General features: G+C 42.1%; 16 protein-coding genes. 2 read left to right on the top strand and 14 right to left on the bottom strand.

The genetic code is table 11. The features are described 5' to 3' along the window. Window positions 1–116 precede the first annotated feature (116 nt). Complete coding sequence (locus NSS78_RS04790; protein WP_050945423.1) at window positions 117–1,592, top strand: catalase; 1,476 nt, start codon at window positions 117–119, stop codon at window positions 1,590–1,592. A gap of 40 nt (window positions 1,593–1,632) precedes the next feature. On the opposite strand, the gene NSS78_RS04785 is transcribed toward NSS78_RS04790, so the two are convergent. Next, entirely contained in the window at window positions 1,633–2,016 is a 384-nt protein-coding gene (locus tag NSS78_RS04785) for a YqzG/YhdC family protein (protein WP_050945424.1), read from the bottom strand. 128 nt (window positions 2,017–2,144) lie between these two features. Here NSS78_RS04785 and NSS78_RS04780 point away from each other — a divergent pair, with 128 nt between their 5' ends. After that, a complete protein-coding gene (locus tag NSS78_RS04780; protein WP_024426598.1) occupies window positions 2,145–2,393 on the top strand; it encodes a YhdB family protein in 249 nt (82 codons plus the stop codon). 35 nt (window positions 2,394–2,428) lie between these two features. On the opposite strand, the gene NSS78_RS04775 is transcribed toward NSS78_RS04780, so the two are convergent. The 13 genes from NSS78_RS04775 to NSS78_RS04715 form a co-directional block, all read right to left on the bottom strand. Further along, a complete protein-coding gene (locus tag NSS78_RS04775; RefSeq protein WP_050945425.1) occupies window positions 2,429–3,313 on the bottom strand; it encodes a GNAT family N-acetyltransferase in 885 nt (294 codons plus the stop codon). A 252-nt stretch (window positions 3,314–3,565) separates the two neighbouring features. Further along, window positions 3,566–4,216, bottom strand: a complete 651-nt coding sequence (locus NSS78_RS04770) for a response regulator transcription factor (protein ID WP_003212112.1) — start codon at window positions 4,214–4,216, stop codon at window positions 3,566–3,568. Beyond that, entirely contained in the window at window positions 4,213–5,358 is a 1,146-nt protein-coding gene (locus NSS78_RS04765) for a GAF domain-containing sensor histidine kinase (RefSeq protein ID WP_050945426.1), read from the bottom strand. The genes NSS78_RS04770 and NSS78_RS04765 overlap by 4 nt, the downstream gene beginning before the upstream one ends. Before the next feature lie 151 nt (window positions 5,359–5,509). Then, the gene (locus NSS78_RS04760) at window positions 5,510–7,255 is read right to left on the bottom strand and encodes a phospho-sugar mutase (RefSeq protein WP_212046123.1); all 1,746 of its coding nucleotides are present in this window, start codon (window positions 7,253–7,255) and stop codon (window positions 5,510–5,512) included. 345 nt (window positions 7,256–7,600) lie between these two features. Next, a complete protein-coding gene (glpD, locus tag NSS78_RS04755; protein ID WP_309216306.1) occupies window positions 7,601–9,262 on the bottom strand; it encodes a glycerol-3-phosphate dehydrogenase in 1,662 nt (553 codons plus the stop codon). A 139-nt stretch (window positions 9,263–9,401) separates the two neighbouring features. Continuing rightward, window positions 9,402–10,898, bottom strand: a complete 1,497-nt coding sequence (gene glpK, locus NSS78_RS04750) for a glycerol kinase GlpK (protein ID WP_003212099.1) — start codon at window positions 10,896–10,898, stop codon at window positions 9,402–9,404. Window positions 10,899–10,913: 15 nt separating this feature from the next. Further along, window positions 10,914–11,729 (bottom strand): MIP/aquaporin family protein, encoded by an 816-nt coding sequence (locus tag NSS78_RS04745; protein ID WP_003211784.1) that lies wholly within the window; start codon window positions 11,727–11,729, stop codon window positions 10,914–10,916. A gap of 213 nt (window positions 11,730–11,942) precedes the next feature. Continuing rightward, the gene (locus tag NSS78_RS04740) at window positions 11,943–12,500 is read right to left on the bottom strand and encodes a glycerol-3-phosphate responsive antiterminator (RefSeq protein ID WP_003212480.1); all 558 of its coding nucleotides are present in this window, start codon (window positions 12,498–12,500) and stop codon (window positions 11,943–11,945) included. Window positions 12,501–12,682: 182 nt separating this feature from the next. Next, a complete protein-coding gene (locus NSS78_RS04735; RefSeq protein WP_212046124.1) occupies window positions 12,683–14,023 on the bottom strand; it encodes an aspartate aminotransferase family protein in 1,341 nt (446 codons plus the stop codon). Between the two features lie 256 nt (window positions 14,024–14,279). Then, the gene (locus tag NSS78_RS04730; RefSeq protein WP_212046125.1) at window positions 14,280–15,872 is read right to left on the bottom strand and encodes a PucR family transcriptional regulator; all 1,593 of its coding nucleotides are present in this window, start codon (window positions 15,870–15,872) and stop codon (window positions 14,280–14,282) included. 32 nt (window positions 15,873–15,904) lie between these two features. Continuing rightward, the gene (locus tag NSS78_RS04725; protein ID WP_003212117.1) at window positions 15,905–16,822 is read right to left on the bottom strand and encodes an AEC family transporter; all 918 of its coding nucleotides are present in this window, start codon (window positions 16,820–16,822) and stop codon (window positions 15,905–15,907) included. Between the two features lie 87 nt (window positions 16,823–16,909). Then, window positions 16,910–17,326, bottom strand: a complete 417-nt coding sequence (locus NSS78_RS04720; protein WP_050945474.1) for a VOC family protein — start codon at window positions 17,324–17,326, stop codon at window positions 16,910–16,912. Window positions 17,327–17,451: 125 nt separating this feature from the next. Next, window positions 17,452–18,990 carry a bifunctional GNAT family N-acetyltransferase/carbon-nitrogen hydrolase family protein gene (locus tag NSS78_RS04715; RefSeq protein WP_106032291.1) on the bottom strand — a complete coding sequence of 513 codons (1,539 nt, stop codon included), beginning with the start codon at window positions 18,988–18,990 and terminating at the stop codon, window positions 17,452–17,454. Between the last annotated feature and the right edge of the window lie 4 nt (window positions 18,991–18,994).

Genomic DNA, 18,994 nt, shown 5'->3' with positions numbered 1-18,994 from the left:
AATAATAATTAATTTAAAATTATTATAAATAGATATTGACTATCATGTTTGATTCAATATAATTAGGGTATATAGATTGCTAGAAACCATTTTTTTGTTTACAGGAGGAGAAAAGAATGACAAATTCAAATCATAAAAATTTGACAACGAACCAAGGCGTACCTGTTGGCGATAACCAAAACTCAAGAACAGCTGGTCACCGCGGACCTACATTTCTTGATGATTACCATTTGATTGAAAAACTTGCACACTTCGATCGTGAACGTATTCCAGAGCGTGTTGTTCATGCGAGAGGCGCCGGCGCTTATGGTGTGTTTGAAGTTGAAAATAGTATGGAGAAACATACAAAAGCAGCCTTCTTAAGTGAAGAAGGAAAACAGACAGATGTTTTTGTTCGCTTCTCAACAGTTATTCATCCTAAAGGTTCACCTGAAACATTGCGTGATCCGCGCGGCTTTGCTGTCAAATTTTACACAGAAGAAGGCAACTATGATCTAGTTGGTAACAACTTGCCGATCTTCTTTATACGTGATGCATTGAAATTCCCTGATATGGTTCACTCTCTCAAGCCAGATCCTGTAACCAATATCCAAGATCCTGACCGTTATTGGGATTTTATGACCTTAACACCTGAATCCACTCATATGCTCACATGGCTCTTCTCTGATGAAGGAATCCCTGCGAGCTACGCTGAAATGCGCGGTTCTGGTGTGCATACATTTAGATGGGTCAACAAATATGGTGAAACAAAATATGTGAAATATCACTGGAGACCTTCAGAAGGTATTCGTAATTTATCTATGGAAGAAGCAGCAGAAACCCAAGCGAATGATTTCCAGCATGCGACAAGAGATTTATATGACCGCATTGAAAATGGCAACTACCCAGCATGGGATTTATATGTCCAGTTGATGCCGCTTAGCGATTATGATGATCTTGATTATGATCCATGTGATCCAACAAAGACATGGAGCGAAGAAGATTACCCGCTTCAAAAAGTAGGACGCATGACACTGAACCGCAATCCTGAGAACTTCTTTGCTGAAACAGAGCAAGCTGCTTTCACACCAAGTGCACTTGTTCCAGGAATTGAAGCATCTGAAGATAAATTGCTTCAAGGTCGTCTGTTCTCTTATCCAGATACGCAGCGTCATCGTCTTGGTGCCAACTATATGCGCATTCCGGTGAACTGTCCTTATGCACCTGTACACAATAATCAGCAGGATGGCTTTATGACAACGACTCGTCCAAGCGGTCATATTAACTATGAACCAAACCGTTACGATGATCAGCCAAAAGAAAATCCTCACTACAAAGAAAGTGAACAAGTTCTTCACGGTGATCGTATGGTGAGACAAAAAATTGAAAAACCAAACGATTTCAAACAAGCTGGGGAAAAATATCGAAGCTATTCAGAAGAAGAGAAACAAGCATTGATCAAAAACCTAACAGCTGACCTGAAAGATGTAAATGACAAAACAAAATTACTTGCGATCTGCAACTTCTATCGTGCAGATGAAGACTACGGACAACGATTAGCCGATTCACTTGGTGTGGATATCCGCTCATACCTTCAAGGAAGCATGAAATAATTGATCCGGAAAGGGCACCTCTAATAAAGAGGTGCTTTTTTTATAACCGGAATACGTTAATACTAATCAAATGACCGGTCACCGGGTGAAAATAGATTTCTGCATGCGCAGCAAAAAGCGTTGAGCCTTCCTTCACGGTGACGCGAAAGACATCTTTTGTCTGATCTTCATTTACTTGTGTACGCCCGATATATTGATAATCGTTTAAAACGGCGCCTTCATATTCCTCTTGCAACGCTGTGTACGCAAGTCTTTCCCAATTTTCAACAGGCTGCATCGCTGCATTTGTTGCAGGATGGATCATGAAACTGCCAAACAAAACCATTCCCGCTGCAAAAGGCACCCACCATTTCGGCTGCATGATATCATTGATCTCACTTTCATGTATATTTTGTTTATGTTGTGCTGATCGATCCATTTTCATACATGAAGCATTTATTCAGCCTATAATTCCCGGTACACGATTGATGCGGACACCAACTTTTCCCCTGAAAATGTCGATATGTTCCGAGCAAACTAATGAGGACTTCTCAAGGGAAAGGAGAAGGTTTGATGAATGTGGCGGATTATGATAAAGCACTTTATTATACGCATCGCTCGCAATGGGATAATTTACTTATTCTTATGGTACGTACGCAAGATGACTTGCTCTCGAAACGTATTGAGCATTTCTTACACGCGTATCAATTTAACCGGAACGATGCTGATGTTGAAAAATGTTTATATGGGCTCCTGCAGTACATTGACCATGCTTCAGAGGCCGCTGCTTCTGAAGTTTATTCACAACCGATGTACACATAAAGAAAAAGGCTGATTATCAGCCTTTTTACATACATTTAGCAGTGCGCAGTGATTGGAAGCATAAAGTGGCCTTTTACCCAATCTTGTTTTGTATAAACAAACAGCGCATCCTCGTCATTTGGTGCCTTCACCGAGTGTAAGCCGTCAATTGACGTATCAGGTGTAAAATAGAACATCACTTTTTCCGTCGTTTCATTCACAATATGTGCAACAACTTCCTCTATATTTTGTGGCTCGAGAGAAATGATATCAAAGACATGTATGGTTTCATTTTCTTCATTCATCAGAACAATCGTATCCAACGCTTCAATATAGAAAAGGGCATCCGGCCAAACCAATGTAAAATAAAACATCAATAAGCTGCCATGATGCTTAGCGTCTAATTTCTTTGAGCCCGTTTGGCGTTTTTCTGCGAACTGTTCAAGTAATGGCAGGTCATGTTCCAATGTCAGCTGCTTGAGACGCATGTCCTTTTTTATATGAATGGCGCTTTTGCTGATATCTAGACTAAACTCACTTTCGTGGTACCGTGTAAAGCCGAATTTTGGATAAAAATCCAGTACAGTTTCATTGGCAAAAAGAAAAATCAAATCACAATCATGTTCGTACGTATCCATAATATGCTCCATTAACTTTGTCGCTAATCCTTTATGGCGATAGGCTTGATCCGTCATCACCGTGCCAATTTGAACAGCTCGATACGTTTTTCCATCAATGATCAGTGACATGAGGTAAACGGAAGCGTTTGAGATCACTTTCCCGTGATGGACAAAGGAATAAGGAATATATTTTTTATCCCAATACCCTCTTTTGTACCAGTCACTAAAATCCAAATCAAATGTATTGATCGCTAGCTTATTAAAGCTTTCTTTCAATTTTTCATTATGGCGATAATCACTCACTAATTCATATGTCTCCATGCTCATTTCCTCCTTTTATCATTTCACCTTTAGTCAGCCGGTTTATCACCTCCTTCAAAATAAAAAAAAGACTTGATGAGCATATACTCATCAAGTCTTTTATCGTTTTACTCATAGAGATTAGACTGAACATGCTTCTCTTTTCACGCAAAAGGGCACGTCAAATAAACCAACAACCGTGCTCTTTTTATTCAATTCATTGAACTGAATGTGCGCTTAAAAGTTTTAGCATAACGACTAAATTCCCTTCTGTTATAGCAGCTCTTTAGGCTGACTTTTTTGATAATCCACTGCATATAGAGCCGCTTGGGTACGATCTGCCAGCTCTAGTTTTGATAATACATGAGATACGTGCGTTTTGACAGTTTTTTCAGAAATAAACAAGGATGAGGCAATTTCTTTATTGCTTTTCCCCTTTGCAATTTCGAATAAGACATCTCGCTCTCTATTGGTCAGCTCTTTCATTAACTCCCATTTTTGCTCTTTTGGCTCAGTCAAATGCTGCACAAGAAAATTGGTGATATGACCATCTAATTGATAGGTGCCCTTTTGTACGTCAATCATTGTCGTAAGAAGTTTTTCTGGCGCTACATCCTTGAGCTGATAGGCTTTTGCCCCTGCTTGAATGGCGGGAATAACATAATCTTTATCCGCATAGCTTGTCAGGATCACAATGCGGGTATCAGGCATTTCCAGCGTCATTTGTTTCGTTGCCTCAATGCCATTCATTACAGGCATCGATAAATCCATGAGAACGATGTCAGGTCGCGTTTGTCTGACAATTTCTAATGCTTCTTCTCCATTAGAAGCCTCACCAACAATTTCGACGTCAGGCTGTGTCTGCAGGAAAAACACAAGCCCTTTTCTCACAATATGATGATCATCTGCAATGACAACTCTCATGACGACCCCTTCCTTTCTTGAGAAAATGGCACCTTCACTTGAATAGTGGTCCCTTTACCGAGCTCAGACTCTATACAAAATGTTCCACCAGCTCTTTTGATACGGTCAGACATCCCTTTCAGACCAAGTGAAGGGAGGCTCATTTGCTCGTCATACTGAAACCCTTTACCGTGGTCGATGATTTTCATCTCAAACGTGTCTTTTGATTGTTCCAGCTGGACTTTAACGTCCTCTACTTCAGCATGTTTTTGACAATTATTCAGCGCTTCCTGGCATACCCGAAACAACGTTTCATGCTGAGTATGATCCATCTCCATACAACCTGATAACGATAATGTACAGCGTAATCCTAAAAGTTTTGCATACTCTTGAATCCCTGTTGTGAATCCTTTTTCAAGTCCTCTTGGCCTTAGCTGCCAAATGAGTGACCGCATTTCAACCAGTGCATCTTGTGACAAATGCTGAATAAAATCAATCATTTCCCCTAGATTCTGATCGTTTGTCATTTGACGGGCGGCTTTAGCAGTCAGGCTGACTGAAAATAGCATTTGGTTAACGGAATCATGTAAGTCCTGTGCAAGCCGGTTTCTTTCTTCCAAAAGAGCATGCTGATGTTCGTTTTGCACAAGCTTCATCCGTTGAATGGCGGTACCAATTTGAAGCGCAATGCTTTCAAGCAAGTTCAATTCTTCTTGCGTAAATGTGACTTTTCCTTTTGCCGCCACATTCAATAACCCGAACGTACGCTTACATGCTTTGAGGGGAACCGTCGCATGATGTGTAATTCCTTCAGTATCCCCAAGCTGCTTTTTAACCGCCGTTTCGATGCGTTTACAATTCATAATGTTTGTGGCTGATTGGAGTGAGCCCTTTGTGTATCGATTGATGCAATAGCAATCGTTTTGACACATGAGCTGCTTTTGATGCTTTGCCAGCGCTTCTGGTAAGGAGACCTCTGCCATCAGTTCGTACGAGCCGTCTTTTTCTATAAAATAAATCCATGCGGAATGAAAGCCTGTGACATCCATCAGCATATGGAGCACTTCATGAAGCGTATCTTTTATTTCCAAGCCTTCATTTAGCTTTTCAGCAATTTCTTTTAGCGTTTTTAATGTTTCAACCTTCTCTTGATATTCTCCCATACTGTTTACCCCCGGCATTTGCTGCCTTCTCTTTTCATTACGCTCATTATATCATGAGCATTCTGCCGGTTCTTTCGCTAAAAGGATGATTTTTTCTCATCCTTTTGATGGAGAAAAAGCCATCATGTATTCACACAATGGCCTTGTTTGTTTATTTAGCTGTTTCTTCCACAATTTCATAAACGACTTTCATCACTTCTTCTGACAAATGCTTCAGCTTTTCTTCGCTATCTGTTAACGATGTACCTTTGACAGCAATATAAAATTTCACTTTAGGCTCAGTTCCGGAAGGTCTTAAGCAGAACCACGAACCATCCTCAAGGAAATATTTCAGCACGTTTGATGCTGGAAGGTGAATGGTTTCTTCTTTCTTTTCGGCAATCAGATATCTTTGACTTGATTGGTAATCCTCAATGACAGTGATGCGCTGACCCGCGATAGCAGGTGGCGGATTTGTTCTAAAGGTATGAAGGATTGCTGAAATTTGCTCTGCTCCTTCTTTCCCTTTTAAGGTTAACGACTTTAACCCTTCTCGGTAAAATCCAAACTCCTTGAAAATATCAACTAGCGCATCGTACAAGGACTTGCCTTGTTTTTTATAGAAAGCAGCGACTTCGACAGCTAGCAGCGCTGCTTGCACCGCATCTTTATCTCGAGCAAAGTCACCGATCAAATAGCCATAGCTTTCTTCGTACCCGAATTGAAACGTGTATTCTCCGCTCTCTTCGAATTGCTTGATTTTTTCACCGATAAATTTAAAACCAGTAAGCGTGTCAATCGTATGGGCACCAAATGCTGAAGCAACAGCACGCCCAAGCTCACTTGTGACAATCGTTTTCATCACAACGGGACGAGGCGGCAGCTGACCAAGCTTTTGTTTTTCAGACAATAAATAATGGAGCAATAGAGCTCCTGTTTGGTTGCCTGTTAAGACGGTAAACTCTCCATCTTGATCTCTGACCGCAATACCTAGCCTATCCGCATCTGGGTCTGTTGCAATGAGGATATCGGCATTCTGCTTTTCGCCAAGCTTGATCGCATACTCAAATGCTGCATGCTCCTCTGGATTTGGCGATGTCACTGTTGAAAATTGTGGATCTGGTCTTTCCTGTTCAGGTACAACGGTTACATGCTGATAGCCTAAAGCTTGAAGCCCTTTTCGGACAGGCTCGTTGGCCGTACCATGAAGCGGTGTGAAAACGACTTTGACATCGACCTCATCTGCCAGCTCAGGGTGCACACTGATGGTTTTTAATTTTTCAATATAAGCATGATCGATTTCTGCTCCGATCATGTTGATCAGCCCTTGTTGTTTTAACGTTTCTTCTGAATCAACTGAAATCGACAGTTCATTTTCTATTGCATCTACTTCTTGAATGACTTGATCTGCTTGAAGTGGCGGCAGCTGTCCGCCGTCTTCTCCATATACTTTATAGCCATTATATTCTGGTGGATTATGACTTGCTGTTACGACAATCCCAGCAAATGCATTCAGCTCTCGAACAGCAAAGGAAAGCTCCGGTGTTGGACGCAGTTCGTCAAACACGTATGTTTGGATGCCCTGCGAGGCAAGTGTTTTGGCTGCTTCCATCGCAAATTCAGGCGATTTATGGCGTGAATCATATGCAATGGCGACGCCTCTTCTTTTTGCATCCTCTCCATGTTTCGCAATATACGCAGCAAGACCTGCAGATGCTTTACGAACCGTGTACACATTCATTCGGTTCGTACCAGCACCAATCTCCCCGCGCATTCCTCCAGTACCGAACTCAAGGTTTTTGTAGAAACAGTCTTCAAGTGCTTGTTGATTATCTTGATGTGCCTCCAGCCATTCCCTTAGCTCAGTATCCAGGTGCTTCTCATTGATCCATCGCTCATAATTCGTCTTCCAACTCATGGTCGTCCTCCCAGCTCTTATCATCAATAAAATAACCTCTACTGCTATTTTATATGGAATCATCCTTTATGTCATGCTATATCATTGGGAGATGAAGAAAATGCTGAACAAATAAAAAAGCCGATGCATGATCGGCTTTTACTTATTGCTGACAAAGGGCTAAAATGATCTTTATTTTAGTTCTTTGTCTTCCTTTCAGCGTAGTCTGAAAACCCTTGAAGTCTAGAAAGGACGAGCACCGGAGCGGAGCGAATTTGACATTCGTGAGCACCGGCGCACAGACCTGACAAAGAATGCGAGGGTTTGTCTACACGCTGAAAAGCCGATGCATGATCGGCTTTTCTTTTATTCAGCATCAAGCGGTACAACTGCTTCATGGAATAGTTGATCTAATTCTGTTTGATGCTTCTGTTTTACTGCTTCATCCCAGCCAAAACGCTCTGCCATATAATCAGCGACAGGCTGTGCATATTTTTTTGCCCAGTTGATATTAAATAGTAGGCTTCCTGTTCTTCTTAAGAAGAAATCGACAGGAGTAACAGCTAATTCTTCTTCGATTGCATAGACAAGCTCTGCGAGTACATACGCTGGAATGTTTCGTTTGTCTGCTTCACCTTGAAGCTGCTCTACACGCTTGAAGAGACTGCTGACGTTTGAGCCATATTTTTCGGCAAGTTTTTGAGCAATCGGTTCTGTTAAACCAACAGATGCACCTTCTGCTGTTTTCGCTTGGACAAAGGAAGCCATATTTTTAGATCCGCCTACATGACCGCCTGAAATTGGCATGTGCTTTGTTTTACATGGTCCAAAGTCTTTGCCTGTTGCTTCTTTTAGTCCATCACGTACAAGATTCACAATATGCTCAGCCATTTTGCGGTAGCCTGTTAATTTACCGCCAGCAATGGTGATTAAGCCTGAAGATGATGTCCATACTTCATCCTTACGAGAAATTTCTGAAGGGTCTTTGCCCTCTTCATGAATGAGTGGACGAAGACCAGCCCAGTTAGATTCAACATCTTTTTCTGTAATATTGAGATCAGGGAACATGTATTGAATCGCATTGATGACATAATCACGATCTGCTTTTGTCATACGCGGATGTTCCAGCTGCTTTTTGTACACTGTATCTGTTGTACCAACGTACGTTTTGCCTTCTCTTGGAATCGCAAAGACCATCCGTTTATCAGGTGTGTCAAAGTAGATCGCTTGTTTTAATGGGAAGACTGATTGGTCGAATACTAAGTGAATACCTTTTGTATGCTGTAAGTGCTTCCCTTCTTTTGAGTGATCCTTGTCTCTTAGTTGATCGACCCACGGACCTGTCGCATTGACGATTTTCTTCGCATATACATCGTATGTTTTCTGCGTCATGACATCTTCAATGACAACACCGACAACTTTGCCTTTATCATAAATAAATTCTTTTACTTTCGCATAGTTGACCGCTTCTGCTCCGAATTTCACAGCCTCTTTCATAACTTCGATTGTGAGGCGTGCATCGTCCGTACGGTATTCAACATAGTAGCCGCCGCCTTTTAAGCCGTCCTTTTTCACAAGCGGTTCTTTTGCAAGTGTTTCCTTCGCGCTCAGCATGCTTCTGCGTTCGTTATGCTTGACGCCAGCTAAAAAGTCATACACTCTAAGCCCAATGGATGTTGAAAACTTACCGAATGTCCCGCCTTTATGCATCGGAAGAAGCATCCATTCTGGTGTTGTTACATGAGGACCGTTTTCGTATACAATGGCACGCTCTTTACCGACCTCTGCGACCATTTTTACTTCAAATTGTTTTAAATAACGAAGTCCACCGTGCACTAGTTTCGTTGAGCGGCTAGATGTACCTGCTGCGAAATCCTGCATTTCTGCAAGACCGACGCGCATTCCGCGTGAAGCCGCATCAAGTGCTGTACCCGCGCCTGTAATACCCCCACCAATGATAAACACATCATATGGTTTTTTTGTCATTTCCTGCAGCATTTGTTCTCTTTCTAAGCTAGAAAAAGTCATCTCTTGTTCCTCCCATGTTGTACGGTAAAGAAAAAGAGACCGCAAACACCCAAAGCGTATTTCTACACTTCGGTGCCTGCGGTCTCTCCAGTTCTCCAACCGTTCTATTAACTTAATTGAAGTATATCATACTTTTGGTTTATTTGAAAGCTTGAGCTGCTTTTACAGCCTTTTTCCACCCGCTATATAACGAGTCACGGCTGCCTTCCTCCATCTTAGGTTCAAAGCGCTTGTCAAGGTTCCACTGTTTTGCAATGTCTGAACGGTCGTTCCAGAAGCCAACTGCTATTCCCGCAAGATAGGCCGCACCGAGTGCCGTCGTTTCATTAATTTCTGGACGCTCTACAGGCACATCCAGTAAATCACTTTGGAAGCCCATTAAGAAATCATTCTTTACAGCTCCGCCATCCACACGCAATGTTTTTAATGAAATATTTGAATCCTTTTCCATCGCATCTAACACATCTTTCGTTTGATAAGCAAGTGATTCTAACGTTGCACGGACAAAGTGCTCTTTAGAAGTACCACGTGTTAACCCGAATACAGCGCCTCTGACATCACTATCCCAGTATGGTGTGCCTAGACCAACGAATGCAGGAACGACGTATACGCCATCTGTTGACTCAACGCGCTCTGCATAAGCTTCGCTGTCTTTCGAGTCTTTAAACATTCTGAGTCCATCACGCAGCCATTGAATCGCTGAGCCAGCAACGAAAATACTTCCTTCTAAAGCATATTCAACTTTGCCGTCAATGCCCCATGCAATCGTCGTTAATAAACCATGATCCGACTTAATGGCTTTTTCCCCTGTATTCATCAACATGAAACATCCTGTACCATATGTGTTCTTCGCCATTCCTTCTTCAAAGCAAGCCTGACCGAATAAAGCAGCCTGCTGATCTCCCGCCGCTCCTGCAATCGGAATATTTCTGCCGAAGAAGTGATAGTCAGTTGTTTCACCATAAATGTGTGAAGATGGTTTCACCTCTGGAAGCATAGAAGCCGGTACGCCAAGGATATCAAGTAATTCTTCATCCCATTTCAGATCGTAAATGTTGAACATTAATGTTCTTGACGCATTGGAGTAATCTGTGACGTGTGATTTACCGCCTGTCATCTTCCAAATAAGCCAAGTATCGATTGTGCCAAACAGTAAGTCGCCATTTTCTGCTTTCTCACGGGCACCTTCAACATTGTCTAAGATCCATTTTACCTTTGTACCTGAGAAATAAGCATCAATAAGAAGACCTGTTTTATTTCTAAACGTTTCATTGTGTCCTTGTTCTTTTAACTCTTCACAAATGCCAGATGTTTGTCTTGACTGCCAAACAATTGCATTGTAAATAGGTGCGCCTGTATGTTTATCCCAAACAACCGCTGTCTCACGTTGGTTCGTAATTCCGATACCAGCGATTTGGTCTGCTTCAATTCCTGATTCAATTAAAGCAGTTGAAATGACCGATAGAACAGAGCTCCAAATTTCATTTGCATTGTGTTCTACCCAGCCTGGGTTCGGAAAATATTGATTAAATTCCTTTTGAGTTGTATGTGCAATTTTGCCTTCTTGATCAAATAAGATCGCTCTTGTGCTTGTTGTCCCTTGATCTAGTGCAAGAATATATTTTTCTTTTGTCATGATGTTTTCCTCCCCTTACATACTTTCATTTACAGCATTTGTTTGGTTTTTCGTAGTGATATAGAGTCCTAACAATACCACAACTAAAATAACGCTTACAATCCAAAAGGCTGGAGTGACGTTCGCTTTAAAGGCTGCATTGTAGAAAACACCGCCAAATGCGCCGCCTAAAATTGGACCAACGACTGGCACCCAAGCATACTTCCAGTTCGATGGGCCTTTCCCTGGAATCGGCAAGATCGCATGTGCGATTCTCGGACCTAAATCACGTGCAGGGTTAATTGCATAACCAGTTGTTCCACCTAAAGAAAGACCAATTGCAACAATTAAGAAACCAACAATCAGCGGATTGACTCCGTCTGCAAATTTATTTGCACCAATCGCTAAAATTCCTAGAACCAATACAAATGTACCGATGACTTCACTAAGTACGTTTGCAAAAGTATGCGGAATCGCAGGACCAGTTGAGAATACGCCTAGCTTTGCACCTGGATCATCTGTTGCTTTCCAGTGCGGTAAGTAATGTAAAAAGACAATAGTTGCCCCTATTAATGCGCCAAGCATTTGACCAACAATATACATTGGAACATCAGCCCAAGGAAAACTTCCTTCTAGCGCAAGCCCAATTGTGAGTGCAGGGTTTAAATGAGCTCCACTAATTCCACCAGTTGCATATGCTGCAATGGCTACTGCAAATCCCCACCCGAAAGCGATTACAATCCAGCCGGATTGATATGCGAGTGATTTCTTTAAATTAACTGCCGCACACACACCGCCTCCAAAAATAATGAGCAGCATTGTACCTACGACTTCTCCCCAAAATGGTGTCATGAAAAATTCCTCCTCTGGTTCAGTTGCCATCCCCTATGAATGTGTAGAAAAGATAAAGAAAAAGATCCACAACAAACATACTTTACATCAGGGTCATTTGTCACCTAGTAAAGCGTTGTTGTGGATCTCCGTTTCTCCATCACATGATATTAACTTAGTGCTATAGTATCAGAGGATGAAAACGTTGTCAATAAATATTCACATTTTATCTTTTCACTTTTGGAACGCTTTCCAAAGGGTGGTATTTGAGGTCGTCACTGCTGTAGCCCCTGCTTCAAGCGCTCTTTCTACATCTTCTTTTGTACGGATAAATCCGCCTGCAAAAATCGGGATCCCAGTTCGCTCGCGCACTTCTGTAATTAAATCTGGCACGACGCCCGGCAATACTTCAATAAAATCTGGACGATGTTTCCCGACGAACTCCATGCTTTTTTCCATGGCACTCGTATCAAGTAAAAACATTCGCTGAATGGCATATACCTTTTTTTGCTTGGCTTTTACTATGACAGAAGACCTAGTAGAAATAATTCCTGCTGGCTTCATTTCCTGACAAATAAATTCCGTTCCATACTCATCATGTTTAATCCCGTGAATGAGATCGACATGGACAAACATTTTTTTGTGATGAGCATTTGCCTCATTCATGATGCCCTTAAGCCGGCCTAAGTGAACATCAAGTAAAACACCATATGTAAATGGACTTTTTAAAAATTCCTCAAATTGCTTCATATTTCGTACAGCAGGTAAAATGGGTTGATCATGAAAACTCATAAGCCGTCTCCTTCAAAAGTGTATTGAATCAGTCTTCTCCTAACAGTAATTGAAACTCTTCTATTTTTCAATACACCTAGTGTGCCCAATACCGATTTCATCTCACATCATCTTCAGAGAACTAGCTCAAAATGATGGAAAGCAAACTTTTATTCCATAAAAAAAGCAGAGAAGTCTCTCTGCTATAGCTGTGCTATGCTTTCTTTTAAGGTATTGATGATAAATGAGGCGTCATCATCTGTTATATTAAGCGGCGGTGCAAGCTGGGCAACGTTATTATAGCCCGCCACTGTATCCCCATTTTTCCCGATGATCAGTCCGCGTTTTTTACATTCAGCAATCAATTGACCGACGACATGTGGCTCAGCTGGTTTTTTGGATTGTTGATCCTGAACAAGCTCAATGCCAAACAGCAATCCTTTTCCTCTGACATCTCCAACAAAAGGGTGTTCTTTTAACTCTTGCAAACGTTCAAGCATATCCCGGCCGAGCGTCTCGGACCGTTCCACTAGTTGCTCGTTTTCCATAATCTCTAGGTTGGCAAGTGCCACCGCACAGGAAGCAGGGTGACCGCCAAATGTATTCACATGACGCAGCCTGTCATACGTATCTTCTCCTGCATAGGCTTCATAGATTTCTCGTTTCACGCACGTTGCAGAAAGCGGTAAATAACCGCTTGTGATCCCTTTTGCCATGGTGATAATATCCGGCTTTACTTCCTCATGCATAAAACCAAACCGCTTCCCTGTCCGGCCAAATCCACAGATGACCTCATCTACAATGAGAAGCGCTCCATGGGCTTCACAGATGTCTTTGACCTTCTTCAAATACCCTTTTGGCGGCATTAGGATACCTCCGCCCGTAATGATCGGCTCCATAATGACCCCAGCTATCGTCTCACTTAGTTCCCACGTCATGGCCTGATCTATTGCCATAGCACTTGCCAGATTCTCTTGATCCTCAGGATGACGATACACATCAGGCGGTGCGACATGAATAAAGCCCTGACCCAATGGTTCATATTTATATTTACGCTGCGCTTGACCGGTTGCGGCAAGAGCCGCTGCTGTATTGCCGTGATACGACCGGTACCGGGAGATAAACTTTGTCCTAGTACTTTCTCCTTTTTGCGTATGATATTGTTTGGCCATTTTAAATGCAGCTTCATTGGCTTCAGAGCCACTGTTAGAAAAGAAGATGACATAGTCCCCGCCAAGCCACTCATTTAGCTTTTCAGCCAGCTGAATCGCCGGCACGTGGCTTTGTGTAAGCGGATAGTAAGGCATTGTCTTTAATTGCTTATACGCCGCTTCTGCAAGCTCTTTCCGGCCATATCCGGCATTTACACACCAAAGGCCTGACATCCCGTCTAAATAACGATTTCCATGAATATCTGTCACCCATGCGCCTTCTGCCTCGTGAATGACCATACTTTCATTTTCCTTGTTTGTTCCTTTCATTTGATGCCAGATCAACTGATCATCTTTTGCCTGAAGATTTTGAGCCTGCTCATGTATTTTCATCTTCCCGCCCCCATGTATCCGTTTTCATCATTAAAGAAGCTTAGACCAATTCAGCAGCACATTGCCTCTCCATTCATTATATGGATGAAACGTGAGGCATATGAAACTGGAACCAGGCCGCCCGTAAGAGAGAACCAATCCGTTACTTTCATTATAAAAAAGGGGTCAGGCCGATTACATTAGACAGATCGTCAACTGATTGAGCACCAGCATAAGACACTTTTCTTGATGCCTTGGCAAAATGGAGCACACTCTGCTAACGTCGATTTCCTTGCAGGAATTCATAGGCAAGAATCGCAAATTCAAGCGCCTGTCGTTTCGGCGCCTGCATCATATCCTCACCGAGCAAGGCATGCAGTTTATCCAGTCTATGATAGAGGGTTTGCCTAACAATATAGAGCTGGCTTGCGGTTTCTTTTTTAGAACCGTTTGTCTGTAAAAAGATATTTAGCGTTTGATAGAGTCTTCCGCTATTTTGATTATCGTATACAATCACGGGCTCTAAATACTCTTTCACCATACATTCAAGCAGACCGCTTTCCTTCATCATAGGCATGAGACGGAGCATATGTAGATCTTGATAAAATGGACTTTCCACCCGCTGAGGCATCACTTTTTTTAAATGCAGCACTTCTTTGGCTGCTTGAAAGCTTTTTCTCATGTGCTGAAACTTTTCACAATATTGCCCGATACCAAAATTGATCTCGGCCCCTCGGGGCTGCTCCCGGTCATACAATTGTTTGATGTCGTTTGCAGCCTTTTCTGCACGCTCTTTCCAGTCCTCTTTCTTTCTCGTGTTTAATAAAATAAACAAGGTTTGTTCTTGATGCTCATATGCAATCAGATGGAAACCAGCACGCTGAAAAATGGAGCGGCAAGAGACAAGAAAGTAAAGATTCCCTGTGATTTGTTCAATTTGATGATGTTTTTGAAACAGCAAGACTACGCAGCCAGTTGGCTTTTTCACCCCTTCTGTTTCTTCGAGGTGCTCTATGATCTCTTGTTCTGTATGCTCTTCTTGAAACCATTTTTGCAGCCATTCATTTTCTTTTGTCTTCTTCAGCTCTTCTGTATAAAGCTCTCTTAATGTTTGCTGGGCTAGAGCATTCGCTCCTTTATCCATTACAAGCAGTTCGAATTCAGAGAGCGTGTCCGCTTGATGAATGAGCACAAGATCTGCAAATGTTTGTTTGAGCGCAAGCACTTGTTTTTGTGTCACTTCGTATCCTTTTGGCACGGAAGCAAACTGCAAATAATTCATGACCAGTTCTTCGGTTTGTTTGGAAGAATCACATAAAATAATCGGCTCGCCCTGAACAGGGAGGAGTAAAAGTATCCCCCTTACGTGCTGATACACTTGATCCAAAATATCCATCTGCGGATGCGGGGTCAGCAAAAGCTCATTTAGCTTTGATGACAGTGCTTCTAAATCAGCCATCATTTGATACTGACGCTCGATCATCATCGTATGAAGATGCTGCGTGATGTTGACGAACTTCACTTCTTTTGTAAACAGAATAAGCGGAAAATCTCTCTCTTCTGCATAGGTCAGTAATTCTTCCGGCACTTCGAATCTTAGCGGAACAAATTCAATACACAAGCCGGCTGCTCCTGAATCAATCAGCTGTCGTAAAAACGCTTGAAACACATCCAGTTGGTCATGGAAGCCTGCGGCTGTTGTTAATATAAGCTCGCCTCCATTTAATAAATCCTCTACATCAGGCACTTCTAACACATGTATCCATTTGACCTGCCGAAACAATCCTTTTTCCCCTGCTAACACTTTTGCATGCGCAAAATGCTTCGTTTTCAACACGTCACTCACTTGGAAATGAACATCTACATTCATTCATATGTCCCCCTTTGTTTGCCGCCTATCCCCTATCCCAGAGGGTGCATGGATAAAATCCATAATAAAACTGGTAATGTCACGATACTTAAGATTGTACTGAGAAATGTCGTGCTTGAGACAAACTCAGGCTTCGTTCGAAATTGTACAGCCATCAGCGTGGTATTTGCTGCTGTCGGCATGGCTGCCACTAAGATCATAATTTGTTTCACCATATCATCTACCGGTAAAATAAGCGTAAAGCCAAATGCAATGAGTGGGGAGATAAACAGCTTCAGCAATACAGCATAAGAAATATTGCGATAATCCACTTGCTTAAAAGAAATCACAGCAAGCTGCATACCTAAAATAAGCATAATCGTCGGAATGGCAGCATTCCCCACAAGCTGAATACCCGTCATCAGCTCTTTAGGTAATGAAAGGTCAATCAGCTGAAATAATAGACCGATGAGTGCCCCATAAGCAACTGGCATACGCAGTACTTTTTTCAAGACGACCTTTCCATCTCCCGCATCCTCTCCGCCCTTTGCTGCATAATACATGCCGATTGTACTCATGACAAGCTGCTGCAGTACCATCAACACGATCGCAATGTCCAAGCCTGCTGCTCCGAAGACTAGCAGCACAACAGGCGTGCCATAGTTTCCATTGTTCATAAAGGCTGACGACAGAATCATGGCGCAATACGTTTCATTCGAATAACCATAAATACGAGATAAAATAAAGACACATAAAATAAGTGCAAGACAAAGTCCGACAACAAAAATGGATAAATACACATAGTCCATCGACACTTTGTTTTGATAAAAGGTTTCAAACGCAAGAAATGGTGACATTAAATATAAAGACATTGATGAGAGCGTATGTATGTCAAAACCAATCGCCTTCTGCCCGATATACCCGATCAGGAATATGCCGAACACTGGCAGTAAGACAAGTAAAAACTCCATGATGCACCTACTTTTCTTTAGTTGAATTCCAGATTCCTTCTGCTCCTCATTATCATACCATTGATAAACAATAAAAAAGAAGCACCCTTATGAAAGGCCGCTTCTCTCCTCATCCATATAAAACACTTCCCACAAATGACCATCAAGATCCTGAAAGCTCCATCCATACATGAACTCATGATCCTGCTTTTCCTTAAACGGTGAACCGCCTGCTGCCATTGCCTGCTCGACAAGCTCATCGACCTCTTCTCGTGAATGAACGCGCATAGAGATGATCACCTCTGATGCTTTTTTTGCATCCACTAATTGTTTCTCTGAAATGGACTGAAAATGCCTAAGAGATAACAGCATGACGGTGATCGTGTCATCAATGACCAAACAGGCCGCCTGATCATTCGTGAACTGCTGCTCAAATTCAAAGCCCAGCTGCTCAAAAAAAGCGATAGATTCCTTCACATGATTTACCGGCAAATTGATATACAGATGTTTAGATTGTCGCCCCATGTTCCTCTCCTTTTTGAACACATAATCTCCTTTCAGTATATTCAGCTTTTTCTTCAGCATCCCTTTGGCAATTGAAAAAAATATGTTATCAAAAAGAAGCGCCTCAACGATAGGCGCTTCCTTCATTATTTCTTATATTCAATATGGTACACGTCTCTTCTTCGGTCTTTCAGCTGACGTACGGTCCCATCTTGCCTTTGTCTTCTTAAAATTTCTAAATCGACATCCCCAACGACAACCATCTCAATGTTTGGATTACACTCTCCTACAATCCCATCTCTTGCAAATTCAAAGTCTGATGGGGCAAATATAGCCGATTGTGCATATTGAACATCCATATTTTCGGTTTGTGGAAGGTTGCCAACTGTTCCAGAGATGACGGTATAAATCTGGTTTTCAACCGCTCTCGCCTGTGCACAGTAACGTACTCTTAAATAGCCTTGGCGGTCTTCTGTACAGAACGGAGTGAAAATAATTTTCGCTCCTTTGTCAGCTGCGATCCGTGCAAGCTCAGGAAATTCAATATCGTAGCAAATTTGGATCGCAATTTTGCCGCAATCCGTATCAAATACCCGGACCTGGTCACCAGCTGAAATCCCCCACCATTTTCTTTCATTCGGCGTGATGTGAAGCTTATATTGCTTTTCAATCGTTCCATCACGTCTAAATAAATAGGCGATATTGTAGATTTTCCCTTCTTCTTCTACAAAGTGGGAACCGCCGATGATATTAATGTTATATTTCACAGAAAGGTCTGTGAACAAATTAATGTAGTCCTCGGTATATTCCGTGATCCGCTGCACGGCAAGACTAGGTGACCGCTCTTCTAAATAAGACATGAGCTGCGTCGTGAAAATTTCTGGGAATACCGCAAAGTCAGCTGATGCATCTGATGCAACATCCACATAATACTCGACCTGATTCATAAATTCTTCAAAGGAGTGAATTTGTTTCATCGCATATTGAATCACACAAATTCGAACAGGGAACGCCGATTTAAAATATCTTTTCGATTGCGGGCGATAATCGACATTGTTCCATTCCATTAACGTCGCATATGTGCTGGATGCTTTATCATCAGGCAAGTAATTGGGATTGATCCGCATGAGACTAAATTCATTTAACAGCTGAAAAGATAAAACGGGATCATAGATTTGGTGAAGCATCACCTGCTCCACATACTGGCGAGGCGTCATTTCCTCTTGGTATTTATGATAGTTCGGAATGCGCCCGCCAATGATGATGCTTTTTAAATTTAATCTTCTTGCCAAGTCTTTTCTTGCTTCATACAAGCGATGTCCAATTTTCATTCGTCGGTATTCAGGACTCACCATGACTTCGATTCCGTACATATTCATCCCATCCGGATTGTGGTTTGTGATGTACCCATCATCTGTAATGTCCTGCCACGTGTGGCGATCATCGTATTCATCAAAGTTAATTAATAAACTTGAACAAGAGCCAATGATTTCTCCCTCGAATTCAGCACAAAACTGCCCTTCTGGGAAATGCTCAAGGTGGCTTTCAAGATGCTCTCGTTTCCAAGGATCCATGCCTGGAAAGCATACCTCTTGCAAGGCAATGATCCGGTCAATATCCTCTTCCCGGATATTACGGATCTCCATTCTTTTTTCAAACCGCGTTAAGTCTAGTTTTTCTGCCATGATG

It is taken from the genome of Bacillus sp. FSL W8-0920 (genome assembly GCF_038593215.1).
Classification (GTDB): Bacteria; Bacillota; Bacilli; order Bacillales; family Bacillaceae; genus Bacillus; species Bacillus pumilus.
The sequence above is the reverse complement of the archived record's forward strand: the minus strand, read 5'-3'. Positions and strand labels throughout refer to the sequence as shown.

Coding starts and splice junctions, on each gene's coding strand:
- NSS78_RS04770 (WP_003212112.1), bottom strand. CDS start 4,216: ATGAGAGTTGTCATTGCAGATGATCATCATATTGTGAGAAAAGGGCTT.
- NSS78_RS04775 (WP_050945425.1), bottom strand. CDS start 3,313: ATGGAGACATATGAATTAGTGAGTGATTATCGCCATAATGAAAAATTG.
- NSS78_RS04790 (WP_050945423.1), top strand. CDS start 117: ATGACAAATTCAAATCATAAAAATTTGACAACGAACCAAGGCGTACCT.
- NSS78_RS04735 (WP_212046124.1), bottom strand. CDS start 14,023: ATGAAAATACATGAGCAGGCTCAAAATCTTCAGGCAAAAGATGATCAG.
- NSS78_RS04780 (WP_024426598.1), top strand. CDS start 2,145: ATGAATGTGGCGGATTATGATAAAGCACTTTATTATACGCATCGCTCG.
- NSS78_RS04745 (WP_003211784.1), bottom strand. CDS start 11,729: ATGACACCATTTTGGGGAGAAGTCGTAGGTACAATGCTGCTCATTATT.
- NSS78_RS04715 (WP_106032291.1), bottom strand. CDS start 18,990: ATGGCAGAAAAACTAGACTTAACGCGGTTTGAAAAAAGAATGGAGATC.
- NSS78_RS04720 (WP_050945474.1), bottom strand. CDS start 17,326: ATGGGGCGACAATCTAAACATCTGTATATCAATTTGCCGGTAAATCAT.
- glpD (WP_309216306.1), bottom strand. CDS start 9,262: ATGACTTTTTCTAGCTTAGAAAGAGAACAAATGCTGCAGGAAATGACA.
- NSS78_RS04765 (WP_050945426.1), bottom strand. CDS start 5,358: ATGGGAGAATATCAAGAGAAGGTTGAAACATTAAAAACGCTAAAAGAA.
- NSS78_RS04740 (WP_003212480.1), bottom strand. CDS start 12,500: ATGAGTTTTCATGATCAACCCATTTTACCTGCTGTACGAAATATGAAG.
- NSS78_RS04785 (WP_050945424.1), bottom strand. CDS start 2,016: ATGAAAATGGATCGATCAGCACAACATAAACAAAATATACATGAAAGT.
- NSS78_RS04725 (WP_003212117.1), bottom strand. CDS start 16,822: ATGGAGTTTTTACTTGTCTTACTGCCAGTGTTCGGCATATTCCTGATC.
- glpK (WP_003212099.1), bottom strand. CDS start 10,898: ATGACAAAAGAAAAATATATTCTTGCACTAGATCAAGGGACAACAAGC.
- NSS78_RS04760 (WP_212046123.1), bottom strand. CDS start 7,255: ATGAGTTGGAAGACGAATTATGAGCGATGGATCAATGAGAAGCACCTG.
- NSS78_RS04730 (WP_212046125.1), bottom strand. CDS start 15,872: ATGAATGTAGATGTTCATTTCCAAGTGAGTGACGTGTTGAAAACGAAG.